This is a genomic window from Bowmanella yangjiangensis (genome assembly GCF_017255015.1).
Taxonomy (GTDB): domain Bacteria; phylum Pseudomonadota; class Gammaproteobacteria; order Enterobacterales; family Alteromonadaceae; genus Bowmanella; species Bowmanella yangjiangensis.
Map to the genome: position 1 here is coordinate 140,377 of NZ_JAFKCS010000006.1, position 20,250 is coordinate 160,626.

17 protein-coding genes are annotated in these 20,250 nt (G+C 50.2%); 4 read left to right on the forward strand and 13 right to left on the reverse strand.

Annotated elements, in window-relative coordinates; translation table 11 throughout:
* Positions 1 to 144 precede the first annotated feature (144 nt).
* Positions 145 to 2,352, forward strand: a complete 2,208-nt coding sequence (locus J0A65_RS08620; protein ID WP_206593761.1) for a GGDEF domain-containing phosphodiesterase — start codon at positions 145 to 147, stop codon at positions 2,350 to 2,352.
* A 457-nt stretch (positions 2,353 to 2,809) separates the two neighbouring features.
* A complete protein-coding gene (gene rsgA / locus J0A65_RS08625) occupies positions 2,810 to 3,847 on the forward strand; it encodes a ribosome small subunit-dependent GTPase A (protein WP_206593762.1) in 1,038 nt (345 codons plus the stop codon).
* A gap of 142 nt (positions 3,848 to 3,989) precedes the next feature.
* Here rsgA and J0A65_RS08630 read toward each other — a convergent pair whose 3' ends face one another.
* The 3 genes from J0A65_RS08630 to J0A65_RS08640 all read right to left on the reverse strand — a co-directional run bounded on the left by J0A65_RS08630 (position 3,990) and on the right by J0A65_RS08640 (position 7,696).
* On the reverse strand, positions 3,990 to 5,681 hold the full coding sequence (locus J0A65_RS08630) for a M1 family metallopeptidase (RefSeq protein WP_206593763.1): 1,692 nt from the start codon (positions 5,679 to 5,681) through the stop codon (positions 3,990 to 3,992).
* 65 nt (positions 5,682 to 5,746) lie between these two features.
* Entirely contained in the window at positions 5,747 to 6,415 is a 669-nt protein-coding gene (locus tag J0A65_RS08635; protein WP_206593764.1) for an ATP-binding protein, read from the reverse strand.
* A 252-nt stretch (positions 6,416 to 6,667) separates the two neighbouring features.
* Complete coding sequence (locus tag J0A65_RS08640) at positions 6,668 to 7,696, reverse strand: hypothetical protein (protein ID WP_206593765.1); 1,029 nt, start codon at positions 7,694 to 7,696, stop codon at positions 6,668 to 6,670.
* Positions 7,697 to 7,900: 204 nt separating this feature from the next.
* Between J0A65_RS08640 and J0A65_RS08645 the strand changes: the two genes are divergently transcribed.
* Positions 7,901 to 8,938 (forward strand): oxidoreductase, encoded by a 1,038-nt coding sequence (locus J0A65_RS08645; protein WP_206593766.1) that lies wholly within the window; start codon positions 7,901 to 7,903, stop codon positions 8,936 to 8,938.
* Here the strand turns inward: J0A65_RS08645 and J0A65_RS08650 are convergent.
* The 3 genes from J0A65_RS08650 to J0A65_RS08660 are packed head-to-tail and all read right to left on the reverse strand — an operon-like array spanning position 8,928 to position 10,238.
* A complete protein-coding gene (locus tag J0A65_RS08650; protein WP_206593767.1) occupies positions 8,928 to 9,542 on the reverse strand; it encodes a DUF6058 family natural product biosynthesis protein in 615 nt (204 codons plus the stop codon). The genes J0A65_RS08645 and J0A65_RS08650 overlap by 11 nt on opposite strands.
* Positions 9,539 to 9,895, reverse strand: coding sequence for an antibiotic biosynthesis monooxygenase family protein (locus J0A65_RS08655; RefSeq protein ID WP_206593768.1), 357 nt, complete (start codon positions 9,893 to 9,895; stop codon positions 9,539 to 9,541). Before J0A65_RS08655 ends, J0A65_RS08650 begins: the two co-directional genes overlap by 4 nt.
* Before the next feature lie 4 nt (positions 9,896 to 9,899).
* Complete coding sequence (locus J0A65_RS08660) at positions 9,900 to 10,238, reverse strand: NIPSNAP family protein (RefSeq protein ID WP_206593769.1); 339 nt, start codon at positions 10,236 to 10,238, stop codon at positions 9,900 to 9,902.
* Positions 10,239 to 10,310: 72 nt separating this feature from the next.
* Here J0A65_RS08660 and J0A65_RS08665 point away from each other — a divergent pair, with 72 nt between their 5' ends.
* Positions 10,311 to 11,009: an ArsR/SmtB family transcription factor gene (locus tag J0A65_RS08665; RefSeq protein ID WP_206593770.1), complete on the forward strand. Its 699-nt coding sequence runs from the start codon at positions 10,311 to 10,313 to the stop codon at positions 11,007 to 11,009.
* A 298-nt stretch (positions 11,010 to 11,307) separates the two neighbouring features.
* Here J0A65_RS08665 and J0A65_RS08670 read toward each other — a convergent pair whose 3' ends face one another.
* The 7 genes from J0A65_RS08670 to J0A65_RS08700 form a co-directional block, all read right to left on the reverse strand.
* On the reverse strand, positions 11,308 to 14,406 hold the full coding sequence (locus tag J0A65_RS08670) for an efflux RND transporter permease subunit (RefSeq protein WP_206593771.1): 3,099 nt from the start codon (positions 14,404 to 14,406) through the stop codon (positions 11,308 to 11,310).
* Between the two features lie 5 nt (positions 14,407 to 14,411).
* The gene (locus J0A65_RS08675) at positions 14,412 to 15,446 is read right to left on the reverse strand and encodes an efflux RND transporter periplasmic adaptor subunit (RefSeq protein WP_232849824.1); all 1,035 of its coding nucleotides are present in this window, start codon (positions 15,444 to 15,446) and stop codon (positions 14,412 to 14,414) included.
* A 209-nt stretch (positions 15,447 to 15,655) separates the two neighbouring features.
* Positions 15,656 to 17,023 (reverse strand): SLC13 family permease, encoded by a 1,368-nt coding sequence (locus J0A65_RS08680; protein ID WP_206593772.1) that lies wholly within the window; start codon positions 17,021 to 17,023, stop codon positions 15,656 to 15,658.
* Positions 17,013 to 18,014 (reverse strand): beta-N-acetylhexosaminidase, encoded by a 1,002-nt coding sequence (gene nagZ / locus J0A65_RS08685; protein WP_206593773.1) that lies wholly within the window; start codon positions 18,012 to 18,014, stop codon positions 17,013 to 17,015. The genes J0A65_RS08680 and nagZ overlap by 11 nt, the downstream gene beginning before the upstream one ends.
* A gap of 60 nt (positions 18,015 to 18,074) precedes the next feature.
* The gene (locus tag J0A65_RS08690; RefSeq protein ID WP_206593774.1) at positions 18,075 to 18,710 is read right to left on the reverse strand and encodes a PilZ domain-containing protein; all 636 of its coding nucleotides are present in this window, start codon (positions 18,708 to 18,710) and stop codon (positions 18,075 to 18,077) included.
* Positions 18,711 to 18,805: 95 nt separating this feature from the next.
* The gene (locus J0A65_RS08695) at positions 18,806 to 19,459 is read right to left on the reverse strand and encodes a PilZ domain-containing protein (RefSeq protein ID WP_206593775.1); all 654 of its coding nucleotides are present in this window, start codon (positions 19,457 to 19,459) and stop codon (positions 18,806 to 18,808) included.
* Between the two features lie 122 nt (positions 19,460 to 19,581).
* Entirely contained in the window at positions 19,582 to 20,244 is a 663-nt protein-coding gene (locus J0A65_RS08700; protein WP_206593776.1) for an SDR family oxidoreductase, read from the reverse strand.
* Positions 20,245 to 20,250: the final 6 nt, after the last annotated feature.

Sequence of the window (20,250 nt, forward strand, 5' to 3'; positions counted from 1 at the left end):
TTGGTGAAACCTGCGACGACCCAAATTGCAATAAGAGTGGGCGAGGAGAAAACCATTTATACGAAAAGGTTGCACAGCCATGCTGGTTATGCAATGGTTTAGCGCTCTATCTGTTTGGTTGTATTGACAGGTTGAAATAATAAGTTGAACACCTTGTATCAACATATAAAACATTATCTGTTGTTGGAAAAAGAGCACTTTACCGATGCCGACAACCGAATTTGGAAACTAAGCGCACTCAGGGTCATTTTACTTAGCGGTACACTGCTGACGTTCGTGATTCTTTTGCATTCTTCGTATTCAGCCTACCAATTGGATAGGCACTTTGTGCTGGCTATTACCTCAACCTTTGTGGTGCTGCTGGTTTTAATGCTTAGCCTGGGTAAATCTGCTACAAATCTGGCCGCAGCTGGACTGTTGTTTACGGTGGTATTGGCTGGCGTCAGCATCTTGTTATTTGTGCCTGATTTTGAGTCAGCTAAATTCGGTTTGCTGTTTCTGTTCACTTTACCCCTGTTTGTACGCCTGTTTTTCGGCAATAAGGCTGCCATTGTGGCAATGCTGCTAAATATTATTCCCTACGCCCTGCTTATTCGTAATACGCCACTGCCACAATTATTCAATCTGCAAGCTAGCTTGCCGCAGACACACACTTATCTCAGTAGTCTGGTATTTCTCTTTTTCAACTTTTGTCTTCCTTTAGCTGTGATGCGTCTGCTTACCACCTTAGACAGACAATCCAAGGCGTTGACCTTACAAAGCCGAAAATTAGGCGCAGTAGTAAATCGTTATCAGGAGATTTTTGACAATGGTGGTACCGCCTCTTTTTTCTGTGACCAACAAGGCAACATTCTGCAAAGCAATCAGACTGCCCGTGAGCTAATCCGACAAGTGGGCGGAACATGCCAAAGTTTGTCGCAAATATTTCACTTTGAAGAAGCATTAAGTCCTGGCAAAAAAATACGCGGTAAGCTTAAAGCTCCTCCTCACGACCACTATGAACTGCATCCAGCCAGTTTGGTACATCACAAGAAACAGCTGATTCATTGCCACAATATTTCACAACAGGACAGTTTCAAGCGCCTCTATTTTCTGGACAGCCTGACCGGCCTGCGTAATCACAACTTCTGGTACGAGCGCGCTTTTTCACGTTTAAAACACCCCAAAGTTTTGCTGCTTCTTAAACTGGCCAATTTACGTGAAGTGAATGTTCAACACGGTCTGAATACAGGTGATCAATTATTGGTGGAACTATCCCGACAGTTACGCCGTAAGCTGCCCGAGCAAGTTCACCTTTATCGTTTTCCGGGCGCAAAACTGATGCTGGCAGCACCAGTTAGCTCATTTCAGAGTCAAACACCCCAGGAATGGCTTTCCCAATACTTACCGAGTTTTATCAGTTTACCTATGTCAGAAGGCTGCCTGGACTTACTGCTGGATTGGCGGGTAGGAATTAGCCGGCAGCGAGAGGGGGTAGCTGCCAACCTACTGATAGAGGAATGTGCTATTGCCTTGAGCCGCGCTGACAGTAAGCATCACGTGGTGGAATATGAGCAAATTTATAGCCGTACTATTCACAGGAACAGTCTGCTACGTGACAAGGTTAAACAATACCTCGACGAGCGGGCATTGGAACTGTGGCTGCAACCTCAATTCAATGACCAAAACGAACTTACCGGGTATGAGGCATTGGCTCGCATTCGCCAGCAAGGTCATAAAAGTGTGCTGACGCCACAACAATTCCTACCGCAAATCGATCAACATGACTGGCATGTGCAGTTTTCTACTCAGGTTCTGAATAAAACCATCGATATATTGCGAAACTGGCCTGCTGTGTTGCCTTCCGTGCCCGTGGCTATTAACCTGGCTGGACCTGAAATTCTCGATGACGCTTTTTATGAGAAATTGCTTCGCTATTATTCAGAAAGCCACTTATTAAGACGGCGACTGGAGTTGGAAATAACTGAAACATCCGCCATGGCACGCCATGACGAAACCCGTAAGCGCCTCACCTGTCTCTCCGAACTGGGGGTATGTGTCATCATTGACGATTTTGGAACAGGCCATGCTTCCCTATCGCAGCTGATCGATATCTCAGCCTCGACGCTGAAAATTGATCGCGAATTTATCGATAGAATTACCGACTCCCAGAGACATTTAAAACTCGTCCAAGCCACACTGGAACTGGCCAACAAATTAAACATGAGAACGATCGCGGAGGGAGTAGAAACCAACGAGCAGTTGGCACTACTTAAATCGCTTGGATGCCAGCGTTTTCAAGGATATCTGTTTGGCAAACCTATGCCTTTATCTCATTGGGTTGCACAGTATAAGACAGAAAATACGCTCTGAGTGACAAGCCTCAGGGTTGAGGAGTAGAACTTGTGAAAACCTCTATAGGGTTTAAATAAAAGGCTTTCTTATACCCTTGGGTGGTTACGGCATCAGTTACCGCTACGGTGATAAGTTAATAAACATGCTGCCAAAAGATATCACCAAGCATCAGCAAGCTATAGTTGGGTCAAAACTCTGTCGCCAATGCCCATAATAGTTGTTATGCTGAAAGCCGCTGAGTAACACTATTCTTAAAGGAGAGTTTGATGATTGTCGTTTTTACCCGCCCGGCAAAGGTTGCTGAGTAACGTCACTGCTGTCGCTTTCCTCGGCCCATTTTCTGCCTTTGCCCGGTGTGTTTTAACCGGGACCTCTGACTATTAATAAACTCGGTTTTATTCAAACCGGTGTCTTGTGGTTCCTATGCATTTTATCTCTGTGTGCAGAGCCTTTGCGGTGCGCATAAGGAAATCATATGAATTTATCCCTTTCTCAACTGGGCTGGCAGGCGTTTTTTCAACAACAACTTAGCCTGCAAGAATTTGAGCAACTTAATATCGCGCGCGTGATTGCGCATCATCGTAATGAATACGTACTGGCGTCTGAGCAAGGCAAGCATCACTTGCCGCTCACTGTGGCCCTGCCAGCCATGACTATTGGTGATTGGCTACTGCTCAATACTGATGGACAGTTTGTACGGCTGCTGGAGCGCAAGTCGGTGTTTAAACGCAAGGCCGCTGGCAGCCAGCTAGCGGAACAGTTAATCAGCGCCAATGTGGATACTTTACTGATTGTCAGCTCGCTGAATCAGGACTTTAAACTTAGTCGCATAGAGCGCTATCTGACCCTCGCTTATGAGGCTGGCGTCGACCCTGTAGTAGTGCTCACCAAACTGGACTTATGCGACGACGCCGAAGATAAACGCCGTATGGTACAGCAGTTAGATCCCTTGTTGATCGTGGAGTCGGTCAATGCGCTGGATGACAACAGTTGTAAGTCGCTTTTGTCCTGGTGCAAACCGGGCAAGACCTTGGCAGTAATGGGCTCCTCCGGGGTAGGAAAATCCACCCTGGTAAACACCTTAAGCGGTGAACATGGACAGAAAACCGCGGCTATTCGTGAGGATGACAGTAAAGGACGTCACACCACCACGGCTCGCTCCATGCACTTTTTGCCTTCAGGTGCAGTACTGATTGATACGCCAGGAATGCGGGAGCTGCAGTTAAGTGATGGTGAAGATGGTATACGCCGCACATTTGCTGATATCGATGTGCTTGCCAAGCAGTGCCGTTTTAAAGACTGTCAGCATATGGGCGAACCGGGTTGTGCGGTGGAACTGGCCATTAATAGCGGTGAACTGGATCCTCGCCGCCTGGCTAACTACCATAAGTTGCAGGCCGAGCTTCGCAGAAACACCAGTTCGCTACAGGAGCGGCGCGCCAAGGACAAAGAGTTTGGCAAGATGATCAAAAGGTTAGCCCCGGTTATACGGCACAACAAAAAGGGCTACTAATCACAAATCTAAAGGTCACCTTCAGGTGACCTTTTGTTCGCTTGAGTCAAGGGCTGTTAAAAACGCTAACGAATCTTGCTAACAAAGGCTTCTACACGTTGCTTGTCGGCTTTACACTCTGCCACCAGGGTAATGCTGCTGGTCAGTGACTCTGCTGCTGACGTTGCCATTGTTGATAATCGTCAATATGTTGTTCTTGCCTGAGTATTTTATTTTCCGGATCAAGCAAAATCTGACGTGCTTGGCTCACCGGAATGTCAGCCGTACCATCTGACATTGCCAGGCGATAAAGCGTACCGTCAATCATTACTTCCAGTGGCATATAAAAAGGTTTGTCACTCTTCCACCTAAGCTTGAGCAGGCCGTTCTCGGTCTCACTCTGCAATACAGGCAGTGCGGCCTGATAAAGATATGCATCAAAGAACCATTGCAAATCCTGTCCGTACATTGTGCTGATGATCCGGATAAACTCCTCGCTAGAGCTAAAGCGCGGGGTAAAATTGCCAGGTTCTGGCGTGCTTGTGCCATAAACCAGTTGCCGGACTGCGTTAAAAAAGACTTCATCCCCCACCAAATGCCTCAGGGTGTGCAATATCCATGCGCCCTTAACATAGATGTCTTGCCCAGGTCCGAGTTTGGGATCATACACCTCGTGCTCCTTCTTACTGCGCTTGCTGACCAGAGGGTGCTTATTAACAATCTGACTGCGCATTTCAAACAGATGGGCATGATAAGCCATCTTACCGCGCAGATATTCCGCATACAGAGGTTGCATATAGGTTCCAAAACCTTCATGTAACCAGAAATCATCCCAATCCTTGTTAGTCAGTTGATTACCAAACCATTCATGGGCCAATTCATGCTGCAGAAGACCATCGTAGCCATAAGGACTCTGACGATAATCCTCGCCATAAGCATTGATGGTTTGGTGTTCCATGCCTTTATGCGGGGTATGAACAACCCCCATTTTTTCCGAGGCGAAAGGATATGGCCCAATGACCTGTTCAAAAAAATCCAGTTGCTTGGCAAACTCAGTAAAAAGTTTCTCCGCTGACGCCTGCTCACCCTGCAAGTACCAGTATTGCAGGGGGAACCGGTTTCCATAGCGACTATCATAAATATCGTCTAAAAGCGCATAAGGGCCTATGTTCAACGCGATAGCATAGGTGTTGGGATTGTCGGTACGCCAATGATAGGTGTGCCATTTCGGCTCCTTAATCAGATTGATCAGGGTGCCGTTAGACGGTGCTGCTAACCCGGCAGGCACCTTAATAAATAAATCCACTTGTCCGGGTTCCGCCGTGGGATGATCAATGCAGGGCCAGAAAATATCGCAGCCTTCCCCCTGAACCGCCGTTGCTATCCAGGGTTTATTGTCTTTTGTTGTGGACCAAACAAAACCGCCCAACCAAGGAGGATTCTCGGCAACATGGGGTTCGCCCTGATATAAAACCGTTAGCGTAAATGGCTGGTTGTCTGGTTGTTCACTGGGAAGTTCGATCTGTAGCTGACCAGTCGGGTTTGACCAGGCAGTTAACGCCAATGTCTGCTGGTTAACCAATACGCGCTCAATATGGTAGTTAGCATCCAAGTCCAGGGCCAGACGTTGAATGCTTCGACTACTGACCAGGCGCAGTTGAGCTTGCCCTGCAATGGATTTACGGTCAGGAAAAACCTGTAAGTCCAGCCGGACATGCTCAATACGCAGGCTGTCCTGCCATGACGACAGAGCCCCCCCAGATTGGCGCGTGTGTTCGGTTAATTTTGCGGTGGGCGTGCAACCCACCAGGCCAACCAACACCAAAATCAAGTAAACAACATACAAATTTTTCATACGAGAAAACCGCTAAGCTCAAGTAACTTTATATTAACCGTCCTCAGTCCCATAACAAAAGCAGTTCAACTTTGGGGGTGAAGAGGTATAGAAAAAGAAACGCACAAGCCACCATAATCACGATTGTATAAACGCAATTTACCCTGGTGCGCGCTAATAATTTCATTACATAAAGTCAGCCCTATGCCGCTACCCGCAGATTTAGTGGTGTAAAAAGGCAAAAGCGCCTGACTAAGCTGAGATTCAGTCATGCCAGTGCCTCTGTCAAACACCATAAAGCTCAGATGCTGGCCATGCTGGCGCAGTTCAAAGCCGATTTCCTGTGCATCGGATCCTGACTCCTGGGCATTTTTGACCAGGTTTACCATCACCTGCTCAATCTGCGCCGGATCAAACCAGGCGTGCTGGATCACCTTATCCAGCAACAACTCTCGCTGATTCAAGGCCATGCGTTCCGCGCGCAACACCTGGGTAAGCTGATTGTAGGCATCCACCAGCTCAAGCATTTCGAGGTAGCGCTGATTATGAATACTGATACTGAAATCTGCATCCTTAAGGGCCAGTAAGCCGTGTTTAATTGCCAGCGCACTGCGGCTAAAGGGCGACAGCAACCATTTTAGCCAGACGGCTAGTACCACCACAGCCACAGCAACACTCAATACCAGTTGCCAGGCAGAGTGCTCGGCCTTTAACTGCCATACCAGCAGCCATACTAATCCCGCCAGATAAGGCAATAGGCCTAAAAGCAGCTATTTAACAGCAAGCATGGCTGGAAAATCGCCAATATGATTTGGGATGATGAACGCCCAGGACTGACTGTGCCTGATACCCACAAAATCGCTGGCTAACCAGCTTCCGGCGACAATCCAATCAGGCTGTTTTTGGGATGGCTGGCAGACAAGTGCTCAATCCTTAGTCGCTCTGATATTCTGCCCTGCCCCACTTTACCCGGTCTGTCTGCCGGGCAAAGGAAAAGTGTTATTGCCTTAATGCCCAAAAGCCGGAGAGATGCACTTCTTCACTTCAAAGGAGAAACCAAGCGGAGCGTTAGGCTGCTGAATAACCTGCAAAATTTCATAGTCATTCAGTTCCACTACCCGGGCACCCTCATCCAGTTGGCAACGAGAAAAGCTGTCTGACTCAAAAAAGTACACAAAATTTGCCACCGCCAGGCGGGTAAAGCTACGGTAATCACAACTTTTTACACTGCAGGAAATCTGCTTATCACCCGACTTGATATGCAAACCGAAACTGGTACTGCTGTTCTCTTCGGGCTTAGCAGGTGTTGACGCTGCAGGGACATCGGTAGACACATTATTGCCACTAGGCATGGACGCATTTTCAGCCGGAGTCTCAGCGCCCTGCTCTTTGATAAAGTCAGCAAAATTACTCATCAGACTGGAGGACATCTGACGACCTTCTGCAAACTGGCTGGAGTCCTGCACGGCTTCCATCAGGTTAACCAGCACCATAGTCGACAACAGTAACCTCACCAAGGTGGTACTAATGGGGTAACGGCACTGGCTAAACAGCCGCATGCCTTTTTCACCAAAAGGCTTGGCCAGTAAGATGGCTAGCAAATAAATGGGTAGCAAAACCTGAAACAGTAGCAGCATGACTAAGCTGACACTAATAGCCCAGGTTGGAAACAGCAGTAAAATAGCAAAGTTATGGCTGTAGCTAAGGTTATGTGCTGCCACACCTGTGACATCATTCACCAGCCCTGCTGCACCGGCCACCGCAAAATTAGCGATTGCGGCATAAAACAGCAGAATCAAAGCCCTGCCTGCCAAAGACTCCCACCAGCGCACAAATTTAGGCCAAAACTCCAGCATTAAAGCAATACCCGTAGGCAGTGCCACCATCCAGCCTTGATGGTATGGCAGTATCACCAGAGCCAGCAGGTATAGCTTCTGACTTAGGGTTAGCCAGTTCCAGCGACGTGACAGGGTCTGCCAGAACGATGTAAGTACCTTTGGTTTGTCCTGCTTGAGCAAATTCACCGCATCTTCCATTTTTGGGTCCGTTTGAGTCGCTGTTGGCTGAGGGGCATGAAGTCTACTGTAATCAAGATGTTAAGAAAATACTGTGGCTAAACACGGCATGCGTCTTTTATTATCCTTTGGGTCGAGTTGCCAGCCCGCGTTTTGGCGTGGTTCACACTTGGCAGTCAGTCTTCTCCCTGTTTTAATAACCTTTTGCTCAGAACTATTGTCCCTATGTCAAACCCCATTCGTACCGCCGTTATCGGCTTTGGCTTGTCTGCCCGGGTATTCCACTTACCCTTTATCCAAGCATTAGCAGGCTTTAATCTGACTGCCATCAGTTCTTCTCAATATGAAGCGGTGCGGGAGGCCTATCCGGGCATAGTTTGTTTTAGTGACGCCAGGCAACTGATTGATCAGGCGGACTGCGAGCTGGTGGTCATTACAGCCCCCAACCAGGCACACTTTGCCCTCGCCCACTATGCATTATCACAAGGCAAACATGTGCTGGTTGAAAAGCCGCTCACAGTGACCAGTCAGGAAGCGCGGCAACTTATTGAATTGGTAAAACACACAGGTAAAGTACTGGCACCCTTTCACAATAGGCGCTGGGATGGTGACTTTTTAACCGTCAAACAGCTTATTCAACAAGGTCAGCTTGGTGAGATAAAACTGTTTGAATCCCACTTCGACCGCTTCCGCCCCGTTCCCCAGCAGCGCTGGCGGGAAGATGCCCAAATGGGCTCAGGGATACTGTATGACCTGGGGCCGCATCTTATCGATCAAACGCTCACGCTGTTCGGGCCGCCAGAGGCGATAACGGCCAGGGTATTGGCAATGCGACCTGATGCTCAGGCGGTAGATTATTTCCACTTGCAACTGCATTACCCGGATAAGGAAGTTGTTTTGCATGCCGATCCCTATCAGGCAGGCCCCAATCCAAGGTTCAAGGTGCAAGGTGATAAAGCGACTTATATAAAGTTCGGCCTGGATCCTCAGGAGGAGCGGCTGCGAGCGGGTATATTGCCAATTGAAAGTAACTGGGCTGGGGAAACCGTGCAGCAATTCGGTACTTTGTATCTGCCAAACGAAAGCAAAGTTATTGCAACCCAAATGGGAGGATACCAGCATTTATTCAGTAATATTGCCGATGCCATCAACAATAACGCACCGCTACAAGTAAATGCGGAACAAGCCTTGATGGGCATAGAAATAATAGAATCAGCCCTGCAAAGCCAGTTACAGGGCCGAACTCTGGCTTTTAGGTCGTAAATTCAGGGTGTAAGTATTTTTGCCTGGAACTACCTGGATATTCATGTTCCGGGAAAGGTGCACAAGCCTTATCCAGCAGCACTTTGGCTTGTTTTAGACGGTCACAGTCTGGCAGGTCGATATTAGCACTTAGCTCATCAATCACGGCAATAGCCAGTTCTTTGTCGACAATTTCAGCTATCCGGCCGGTTTGAGTACAAAGTCCATAGGTTCCCTGTAAAAAGTGCTGCCACTCCTGCTGAATATGCGCATCCAACCCATGGTTAAAGCGACCGTCACTGGTACTAACACCTAGCACATTCAAGGCTTGCAGCCGCTTTTTATATTGCGCCTTAAAGTGGCCAAAAGCAGCCCTCGCGTTGTTGTGCTTCGTCAGTAGCCTAAGCCAGTCGGCTGTCGCAATGGCATAGTAACGAACTTGCCTGTGCTGCTGATGTTCAGCCAGTACCGAACGGCAATTGAGGCTAAAACTGACATAATATGAGGGCTGGGGTGCCATCCGTTCTGCTTGCCATTGTTGCAGTTGTAGTAACGTACATTCTGTCGCAGTCAGCAATTGTTCTTCGTTAAGAAAACGGCTTTGCAAATAATCCTGAATATTCACAGTCGTTCTCCACTATGCCAGCGCTGGCTGTCAGTAGGGGCCTGCTCGCGTTCGTGCAACCCATAATCACGTGCAACCTTAGCGACGCGCAGCCGATAATCGGTAAATAACGCATCCCGCCCTAATTGCTGGACATACCGATGCGAAGCCAAATTACGCCAAGCCGTCAGGGATTTTTCATCACGCCAGAAAGACAGCGACAAATAGCGCCCAGGGCAACTTAGACTTTCAAAGCGTTCAACACTGATAAAGCCCTCAATCCGGGCAAGTTCGTCTTTTAGACTTTGCGCCATTTGCAGATAATTGCTGAGTTTTTCAGGCGCCGGTTCAAGTTCAAAAATAACGGCGTACATCTGCCTATCCTTTTAACGCAACAGTGCGCAGATAACTTTGCGGTTCTGCGGCCAGAAAGGTTCGGTACTCCTCAAAAATAAATCCTTCGCGGCGGGCAAAGGCAAAATTCTCTTTTGCCTTTGCATCCTCACTCAAACGCCGACGATAAGCTTCGTATTCAGCCAGGCTGGTAAAACTCACGAGTCCCCAGCCTTCACAGTTGGTTCCTTCATGGGGCAGAAAATACCCCAGCAGGTCGCCGCCGCAGGCGGGAATAATTTGCGCCCAGTTCTCAGCGTAACGGCGAAACAGCTCTAGCTTGGCCGGGTCGAGCTTATAGCGAATAAAACAGGTCAGGGTCATGGCTTGTCTCCTTGGTGAATTTGCGGCAGTCTAACGGGCTACCTGACCTGATGCTTCGACGGCCATCGAACTATGCATACTCTGACGCCTTCTCTTCCCCAGATTGCCGCCCTGATTGGTGAACCTGCCCGGGCCAGCATGTTGACAGCGTTAATGGCAGGTAAGGCACTCACAGCCACCGAACTTGCCTTGGAAGCCGATATCAGCAGTCAGACCGCCAGCAGCCATTTGGCCAAACTACTTAATGCAGGCCTGTTACAGGTACTGAAACAAGGACGACATAAGTATTTTCGTTTACACAGTGCTGAAGTGGCTGCTTTATTGGAGAGCTTGCTGAACCTGTCAGTCAGCCTGACACCGCTGAATGTCAGCACCGGCCCACAAGATCCTGCTCTGCGCTTCGCCAGAGTCTGCTATGACCACCTGGCCGGAGAACTGGGCGTGAGACTCTATGCCGGACTGCTGACAGAGGGCTTGATTACGGAGCAGGACACGCAGGCCAGCCTGACCGAGAAAGGCGTTCGCTTTTTTGAAGGAAAAGGCTGCGATGTCGAGCGCCTTAGGCGGAGCAAACGCCCTTTATGTCGGGCCTGTCTGGACTGGAGTGAACGCCGCCATCATCTGGCCGGTAGTCTGGGCTATTGGCTTTTACAGGATGTGATGAGTAAAGGCTGGGTAACCCGTCAACCGGACTCAAGGGCGTTGTTGTTCAGCCCTTCAGGTAAACGGGCGCTGTGCAAACATTATCCATTACAAACTAGAGCGTGTTGACCTTTTGAGTATAGATTTTGTTCAAATCCAGCCCCTTCTGGTCACGACGCCGAGCTGCAGGCCTAGTGGGTCTAAGTCAAAGCCCGGCAACACCGAGCAGGAGGGGTTGGGTTGAACCCTTCGGGCAGCGCTTGTGGGTCCTTTCTACGGCGTTATTACTCACTCATGTAGAATCACTACACCATGTTCGCTCTGCCTTGAATAAAGGGCCCACAAACTGCTGAAAAATCATACTCAAAAGGTCAACACGCTCTAGTAAGGCAGCATAAAAAAGCCCGACAAAGTGCCGGGCCCTTTATCAGTGCTCCAGTGCCTCGACAGCATCAAGTTCACGTTCCAGACGCAGGCTTTCATCCGCACGCGGTTTGGTAAAGCGGGCCAGAGCCAGATACAACACAGGGGTTAAGTACAAGGTGAACACCACCGCCAGCCCCAGGCCACCAAATACGACCCAGCCGATGGCATTACGCGCTTCGGCCCCTGCACCTACCGAGAGGATTAATGGCAAACCACCCAGAATAGTGGAGAACAAAGTCATGGCAATGGGGCGCAAACGGATCACCGCGGCCTTTTCCACTGCTTCACGCACGCTCAAGCCCTTGTCACGCAACTGGTCGGCAAACTCCACCAACAAAATGGAGTTTTTCGCCAACAGACCAATTAACATCACCAGGCCTATCTGCGAGTAGATATTGATGGAGGTGCCAGTTAAAAACAGCGCCAGCAGCGCCGCGGCAATACCAAAAGGGACGGTCAGCATCACCACTATGGCACTGTTGACACTTTCAAACTGCGCGGCCAATACCAGCAAAACAATCACAAAGGCCAGCACATAAGTGAGCACCACCTCGTTGGCCGTTTCCTCAAAAGTCAGCGCTTCGCCCTTAAACACTAAGGCAATATTGCTTGGCAGGCTTTGCTCGGCCAGGCCTCTGAGTTTTTCCACCGCATCACTCATGGTCATTTCTGCGGGCAGTTCCATATCCAGACCAATAGCACGGCGCTGGGCATGGCGTTCAAGCTCCGCTGCCACCCCTTCCTCACTGATACTGGCGAGGCTGGATAAGGGCACCAACTGGCCACTGCGCGAGCCCACATACAGGTTTGATAAATCACTGGGATCATTGATGGTGTGATTCTGTGCCTGCAGCATAATAGGAATGGATTGGTCACCCACATTTAAGTCCGCCACATCGTCGCCATTAATGGCGCTGCGTAAGGTGGTGGAAATATCCGACAATGACACACCCAGCTCTTCTGCCCGGCGTCTGTCGATATTCACCCTAAGCTGCGGCTGGGTCGGTTTATAGGAAATATTCACCTTACCCACATCCGGCATGCTTTGCTCTATAACCTTGGCAAAATCCAGTGCGGCGGCATAAATGCTTGTGTAGTTTTCACCTGTCAGGGCCAGTTCAATGCCGCCCCCCTGGCCACGTAAATTCAGGCTGTTGGAACCAAAGGCGCGCCCTGGCGCACCGGGATTCTGACCAAGAGGGCCACGAATTTCGTTAATAATATCCTGCTGACTGTGGCTACGTTCACTCCAATCTTTAAGGGGCACGGTAATAAATACGATATTGGGATCCCACTGCCCCACTACTGTATAAATAGAGTCAATATCCCCGGCATCCACATAAGGCAGCAGCACTTCTTCCATGGCCCTGGCTTGTCTGTCCATAAAGTTCAGACCAACTCCATCCGGACCCCGAGCAAAAATACGTATCTTGCCCCTATCCTCACTGGGCAATAGTTCATTCTCCAATTGCTGATACAAGGCACTGGCCGCGCCAGCCGCCAGAATACAAGCAAAGAAGGTTAGCCAGGCGTGCTCAAGCACCCAGTGCAAACTGCGACTGTAGCCATTGAGCAAACGTTGACCCATACCGTTAAACAAATGGCTGCCACCGTTTTTCACCGGCAATCTGGCCGTTAATGCCGGTACCAGGGACAGCGCCACAAAAGATGAAATGATCACCGCGCCAGCCAGCACCCCACCAAACTCGCGGAACAATCTCCCGGCCGTTGACGGTAAAAACGCAATAGGCACGAATACCGCAGCCAGCACTGCAGTGGTAGCCACCACTGCAAAGAACACCTCGCGGCTGCCAATCACCGCGGCGGCGCGGGCGCCGAGCCCCATTCCACGGCGACGCTGAATATTTTCCGATACCACAATGGCATCATCGACGATAAGCCCGGTCGCCAGTACCAAGGCTAATAGGGTCAAAATATTCACGGAGAAACCCAAAGCCCAGATAATGGCCAGTGACCCGACCAAAGCCACCGGAATCGACAAGGCCGGCACAATAGTGGCGCGCCATGAACCAATAAACACCCACAAAGTGGCAATAACCAGCAAAATGGTCAGCCCCAATGAGGTGATAACTTCTTCAACCGAGCCACGGATAAACTGTGCATCATCCGAGGTAATCTGAAACTTAAGCTCTGGAAACCGCACTTCCAGGCGCTTGACCATGGCCAGCACTTCGTCTGAGATCTCTATGGTATTGGAGCGGGCCTGACGAATAATCTCCAGGCCAATTACCGGCTTGCCATCCAGGCGCACAAAGCTCTGCGCATCCGCTGGGCCAAAATACACTGAGGCAATATCACCGATACGGGTATCACCGCGCACTACTATATCTTCCACCTGTTCGGCGGTCACCGAGGTGGCATCAGCACGTACAATCAAAGTTTGGTCGGTGGAGCGCAGGCTACCTGCCGGCACATCAAAGGGGGCCTGACGCAGCACCGCGGCTACATCAGGTACGGTCAGGCCAAAACTGGTCAAACGCAATGGGTCAATCATAACCCTGAGTACCCGTTCACGGTCACCGTTAAGGCGCACATCGGCGACCCCAGGAATACTTAAGAACAGCGGCGCCAGGTCTGTTTCAACCCGCTCGGTCAGTGCTTCAAGTTCAAGTTTGTCGCTGGATACCGCCAGGCTCACCACGGATTCTGCGTCGTTATCGGCCTTAATAATAGATAAACGCTCGACATCATCGGGTAGTTGGCGCTGCACCCGGCTGACCGCTTCGCGTGTCTCGTTGGCGGCATTATCCAAATCGATACCAGGACGAAACTCCACCATCACCCTGGCGTTGCCTTCCTCGGAATTGGCACGAATGCTTTTTACTCCGCTAACCCGGGCCACCGCCCCTTCCAAACGACTGGTGACTTCGGTATCCACGGTTTCCGGTGAACCACCAGGGAAATTGGCGGTAACGGTTACAATCGGCCGGTCAACATCCGGCAGTTCTCGCACTTCAACACCATTGATGGCAGCAAAACCAGCAATAATGATCAGCAAGTTGAGCACCACAATCAGAACCGGGCGGCGAATGGACAGCGAAGGCAGATCGCTGGTTTGTAAGTATTGTTTGAAACTCATGCTGCTTACCCTTTGGCGATAGTGACGGCCTGGCCTTCACGCAAACTCTGGATCCCTTCGGTAATCAGTTGCTCATCCTCTCCCAAGGCACCAGATACCAGCAAGCGGCCTTTCAGACGTTGCTTAATCTGCACTTCAACACGCTTAGCTTTGCCATCTCTGGCCACCCACACATAAGCGCCGTTGGCTCCCCAGGCCAGCGCCACTTCGGGTACCACGGCATGCTTGTCGCCTTGCATATTCAGCTCAACGCGAAAACTCATACCAGGGCGGTAAACATCGTTGTGATTATCAATAATGGCGCGTACCGCCAGGGTACGACTGGTGGTATCGATGCGCGAATCCAGTTCGGCAATCTGGGCTTTAATCTCAGTACCCTGACTTTGCCATGGCTTGAGGGTTAACGTGGCTCCGGCTTGCAGCATATCAAGAGCCGCTTCAGGGGCGCGAAAATTTACATAGAGCTGTTTTCGACTATCTATGCTGGTAATAGCCGTTTGCAGATTGATTCGGTCGCCGACTTCCACCTCAGTGAGACCCACTACCCCATCAAATGGCGCCAGTACCGAGCGGTCCTGCAACTCCACTTTGGCTTCTTCCAATTGGACTTTGGCCAGATCGCGCTGGGTTACCGCATCATCCAACTGGCTTTGCGCAATAGCACCACGCTTGCGGCTGTCGGTTAATCGTTCCACGGTGCGCTCAGCATCAGCCAGTAAAATAGTGGCCCTTTCAACGGCCACTTTTTGGCGCCTGGCATCCAGCTCTAACAGCACTTGCCCTTTGCTAACCCTGTCACCGGGTTTGAAATGCACGGCTACCACCCGGTCTGCCGCCGCCGGATACAACACCACAGAGTGCAGTGCCTCGGCTGTGCCTACCGCTTCAACCCGACTGGTTTCATGTTCAAACTGAAGGTCAGTGGCCAACACTCTGGCTGCCCTTGGACCACCCGGCGCGCCTTGCGCAATCACAGAACTGGAATAGCTGGCCAGCACCAGCAAACACCCGCATACCGCCGCAGGCATGGAAAGCTTCATGAAATATCCTTGATACGTAGTTATCTGCTCACGTTAGTACGCAAGCTGCTTATATTTGGATTTAATCGGGAACGGACTATAAAGCAAGTCCAGTAAAACGCCTCCTGAACTTCGACCAACAGAAGGCGTTGAGAGTTAATTTACTATTCTTTGACCTGACATTAGCGGCCTTGACGATTTCTTTACACTTCATCAATCAGTCATCGGGTTCACGCCAGCATCAAGTACACCACCAGAGTGACAATAACCGCCACCAGTAGATTTAATACCAAGCCTTCCCGCGCCATGGTTCGAATCGACACTTTCTCAGTGCTGTAAACAATGGCATTGGGAGCAGTGGCAACAGGCAACATAAAGGCACAGCTGGCACTGATGGCCGCTGGGATCATCAATAACTTGGGGTCGACCCCTGCAGCCACGCCAGCGGTGGCAAGTATCGGCATCAGCAAGGTTGCCGTTGCCGTATTAGAGGTAATCTCGGTTAGGAAGGTCACAAATAAGCACAAGGCCAGAATTAGCAGCAACACCGGAAGTTCAGATAAGCCACCCAACCATTGCCCCATGGCTGCACTTAAGCCGGATGCATCAAAGGCTTTGGCAACACAAATACCGCCGGCGAATAAAAGCAACATGCCCCAGGGAATGTCATTGGCGGTTTTCCAATCCAACAATTTCTCACCGGCTTGTTTACCTGTGGGGGTTAAAAACATGGCGACGACTCCCGCTAAGGCAATAGTGCTGTCACCCACAGACTCAAGACCCAACCAGGCTGTCCAGTAGGGCCTGAAAATCCAGGCGGCGGCCACCACTGAAAACACGTAAAGCACGCGTTTTTCACCACTGTCCCACTTACCTGCCGCCGGCATCCGTAAATTGTTCAGCGCACCTAATCCCCTGGTGAGCCATAAGGCCATTAACGGAATGGCGATAAGCACTATGGGTAGACCAAAACTCATCCAGTCAAGGAAGCTGATTTCCTTGCCCTGGGACTGGCTATAAACACTCATGAAAATAATATTAGGCGGTGTGCCTATGGGTGTTCCTACTCCGCCCAGACTCGCTGAATAAGCAATACCTAACAGAATAGCCGCCGCCAAACGGGGCTCCTGCACTCTGGCGATCACCGCCAGCGCGATAGGCAATAACATCAGGGTAGTGGCGGTGTTAGAGATCCACATGGACAACAGCGCAGCGGTAAGCATAAAACCCAGCACCAGTCGCCTGGCACTATCAGCCCCGGTGAGTTTAACCATGTAAAACGCAAAACGACTGTGGACATTGGATTTTTCCAATGCCTTGGAGAGCATAAACGCGCCCATCAGCAGAATAATCACATGGCTACCAAGGGATGACGCCGCCTGCTGATGAGTGAGCACCCCGGTCATTGGAAAGGCAGCGAATGGGATCAAAGACGTTGCCGGGATCGGCATTGCCTCAGTGATCCAGTAAAACGCCGTCAGTAAGGTGATGCTGGCGGTCCAGACAATAGGTAGAGGCAAACCTTGCTGATACAAAAGCCCCCACAACAACCCTGCCAATATTGGACCTGACAGCAATAACGAGGTTTTAACCGGCATGTAGTGTTTCCATCGCTGAATTGGCGGTTTGCCATAGTGTTTTTGTACGTAATGCTGAGAGACCGGGAGCGTCGCACTTGCGTAGCGCATTCAAGCGGCCACTGGCCTGGTAGCTACTTGGTAGCGCATCCAAAACGGCAATAGCACCGTCCCGGTTACCACAAACCAACACCATATCGCATCCGGCATCCAATGCTTGGCGGGCACGCTCTGAAAACTCGCGGGTATGGCTGACACTGGCACTTAGATTGCCGGAGAACACCACACCGTCGAAGTCTAATTCCTTACGTAAAATATCCCGTAACCAGCGACGTGAGTAACAGGCCAATAACTTGTCCACCGCCGGATAGACCACATGGGCAACCATTACCGCATCCAGCAATTTTTGCTCTTGCATGGCCTGAAATACGCGTAAATCATGGTGGCGGATTTCTGCCAGAGGCCTTGGGTCGATGCGTTTTTCAACGTCAAGCACATAACCAAGACCAGGGAAATGCTTGCCCACGGTTTTCATACCCGCTTGTTGCATACCTTTTGCATAGCTGGCGGCCATTTCGATGACTTGTTGCGATTTGCTGTGAAAGGCACGATCGGCCACGAGTGGCGACGGGCCGAGAATGTCCAGCACCGGACCAAATGCCAGATCAATATCCAGCGCCAGTAACTCTGAGGCGGTCAGCCATCCGACCTGCTGAGCCAGTTGACAAGCTTTATCGAGCTGCCCTTCCGCATATCTGAACAAGACAGACAGCGGTGGTAATGGACTAAGACCACTTCTTAATATCTGACGAGCCCCACCTTCCTGTTCAATACCTATGAGTAGCGAATTGCGTGCATGTGTCCGGGTTTGTCCTATTAGTTCACCAAGCTGTTTCAGATCATAAATATTTCGGCTGGTTAACATCACTCCACCAACCAGTGGATGATCAAGAATTTCTTTTTCTTCAACGCTCAGCTCATGTCCGGCCAAGTCAAACATCAGAGGACCCATGCCCTTCCTCATCAAATCAAAGTGCCAACACTTTAAATAATTGTAAATAAAAGGCAATGCTCAGGATAAATTCTGTACCCAGGCCTGAGGGGCGACAAACTGCAATCCCACACTGACACCTTCGCGCCCTTCCCTATGATTACGTACATGGGCAGTGAGGGCTTGTTTGGGACCTTGTGTGCATTCTATGGCCAGTGCTACTTCAGTCTTGTCCCAGTCTTGAAGTTCGGGAACCTGGGGCAATAAAAGCCGACAACCGCCTTCGGAGATATCGGTAACCTGCCCCACATAGTTCCTTCCCGCAAAAGTCACCGTTGCAGGCAAATTAACCTCATTGCGGGCGGTATCGCGCAGGCTACGTTTGGCCACATCATCAGGAAAGGTCAGAAAAATCAGATGGTCAGGGAAACGCATAAGCTGCAATACCTCGGCCTTAAAGGCAAAGATCTCGCCCAATTCATCTTCAACCAAATAACGGCAGACCACGGCCATACCGGTTAACTGTTCCCCAAGCGGCCAATTTTGCGGGTCGAAACGTAAGGCAATGTAACGACCGATACGCAGTCCCATCAGCTCGGCATGGTAGCGGCGCTTTTGTAGCTCAAGCAGTTGTACATCAACACGCATGCCAAAGGTCAAATGCTCGATCCAATAGTGATCATCGGCCTTATCCGGTTCGTTGAATGTTGGCTGCATGATTCAACTCCTCAGGGTTTAGGTGATGGGTAGGACAGACAGTGCGAAGAAAACACCACCCTCGGCGGCGGGATGTAGCATTTAGTTAAGTGCAATCACAGCGAAATGTCCAAATCCGGTTGTTCTTCATCAAATTGCACGCCTATGGTCAAAAAGCCATCCTGCATTTTTGAGTTTCTCACCATACCGCTAACTTCCTTTTGGATCCCTCGCTCGGGCCAATCGATACGAATCAGTATTGGCAGCAAATTCACCTTGCGCCCGGTATGGGAAGCGTCGAACTGAAAGCGGCAGCCTTTGCCTGACACATCAACAAGGACACCATTAAAGGAGGGAGAGGTACCTTGAGCACTACGTAACGAAATAGCGGCAGGAATCTTCAGGCTTTGGCGCTTGGTAGCCCGTAGCGGGCGTCGGTGGATTTCCGCAGGAAACGCCATAAACAACAGCTTATCAGGACGTCTTAAAGTGTTGACAATTTCACTCTTAAAGGCAAAACACTCACCCAGGCTGTCTTCAATCAGAAAGCGACAAACCGCAATTAAACCGGTGCAGTTCATACTTTGAGGAATAACAAATTCGTCAAACCGGATGATCAGATAGCGGCCAAATCTATAACCGATCAATTCGCTTTGAAAACGACTGTCGTATTGATCCAACAGTTGAATATCAATACGCGTACCACTATGAACGTGGCTCAGCCACTCTTTGTCCTGCTCAGAGCAGGCTTGAATTATGACATTCTGCAATCTGGCTATCCTGCTTTGTGATGGGCATATCTCGATTACAAAGTGTCACCACTTGGTGACACTTTGTTAACTTATAGCAGGAACTATGGCAGAACAAGCGCACATGAAGAATTTTTTATTATTTACCAGGGTAAGACTTCGCCGTTGGCATGCCAGAACTGACCTGAGTTATCCAGATTCAACCCATCAATACGCTGTACCAGACATGAGGCGGAGACGTTTGCAGACACATCACCAGCAAAATTTACCATCTGCGTCTGTACGTAGCCTGGATGCAGCAACGCCACGGCGATACCTCGCTCGCCAAGGTCTCGCGCCATGGACACACCGGCCGCATTAAGAGCGGCTTTAGACATGCGATAGCCGTAGTAACCACCAGAGCCATTATCCGCCATAGAGCCCATTCGGCTGGTCACCATGGCTATCTTTCCACCTTTTTGCATATGCGGGGCCAGTAACTGGCTGACCACCAGCGGCCCCAGTGCATTCACCTTAAACTGATATTCAACACTGGCAGGATCAGGTCGGTCAAATGTCTCATTGCCCAGTACACCAGCATTATTAATCAGAATATCGATTTGTACGCTGGTTAACGGTTTGAGGGCTTCTGTCAAACCCGTTATATCTGCAACATCCACGCCTTCCAATACCTCAGCACCGCTTTGCAGCAATTCCTTAGTGGCATGGCGGCAAAGTCCATAAACCTTGTCGCCACGTTGCAAATACGCTTGCACCAGCGCCAGACCTATACCTCTTCCTGCGCCGGTAATCACCACGGTTGCCATTGTCTT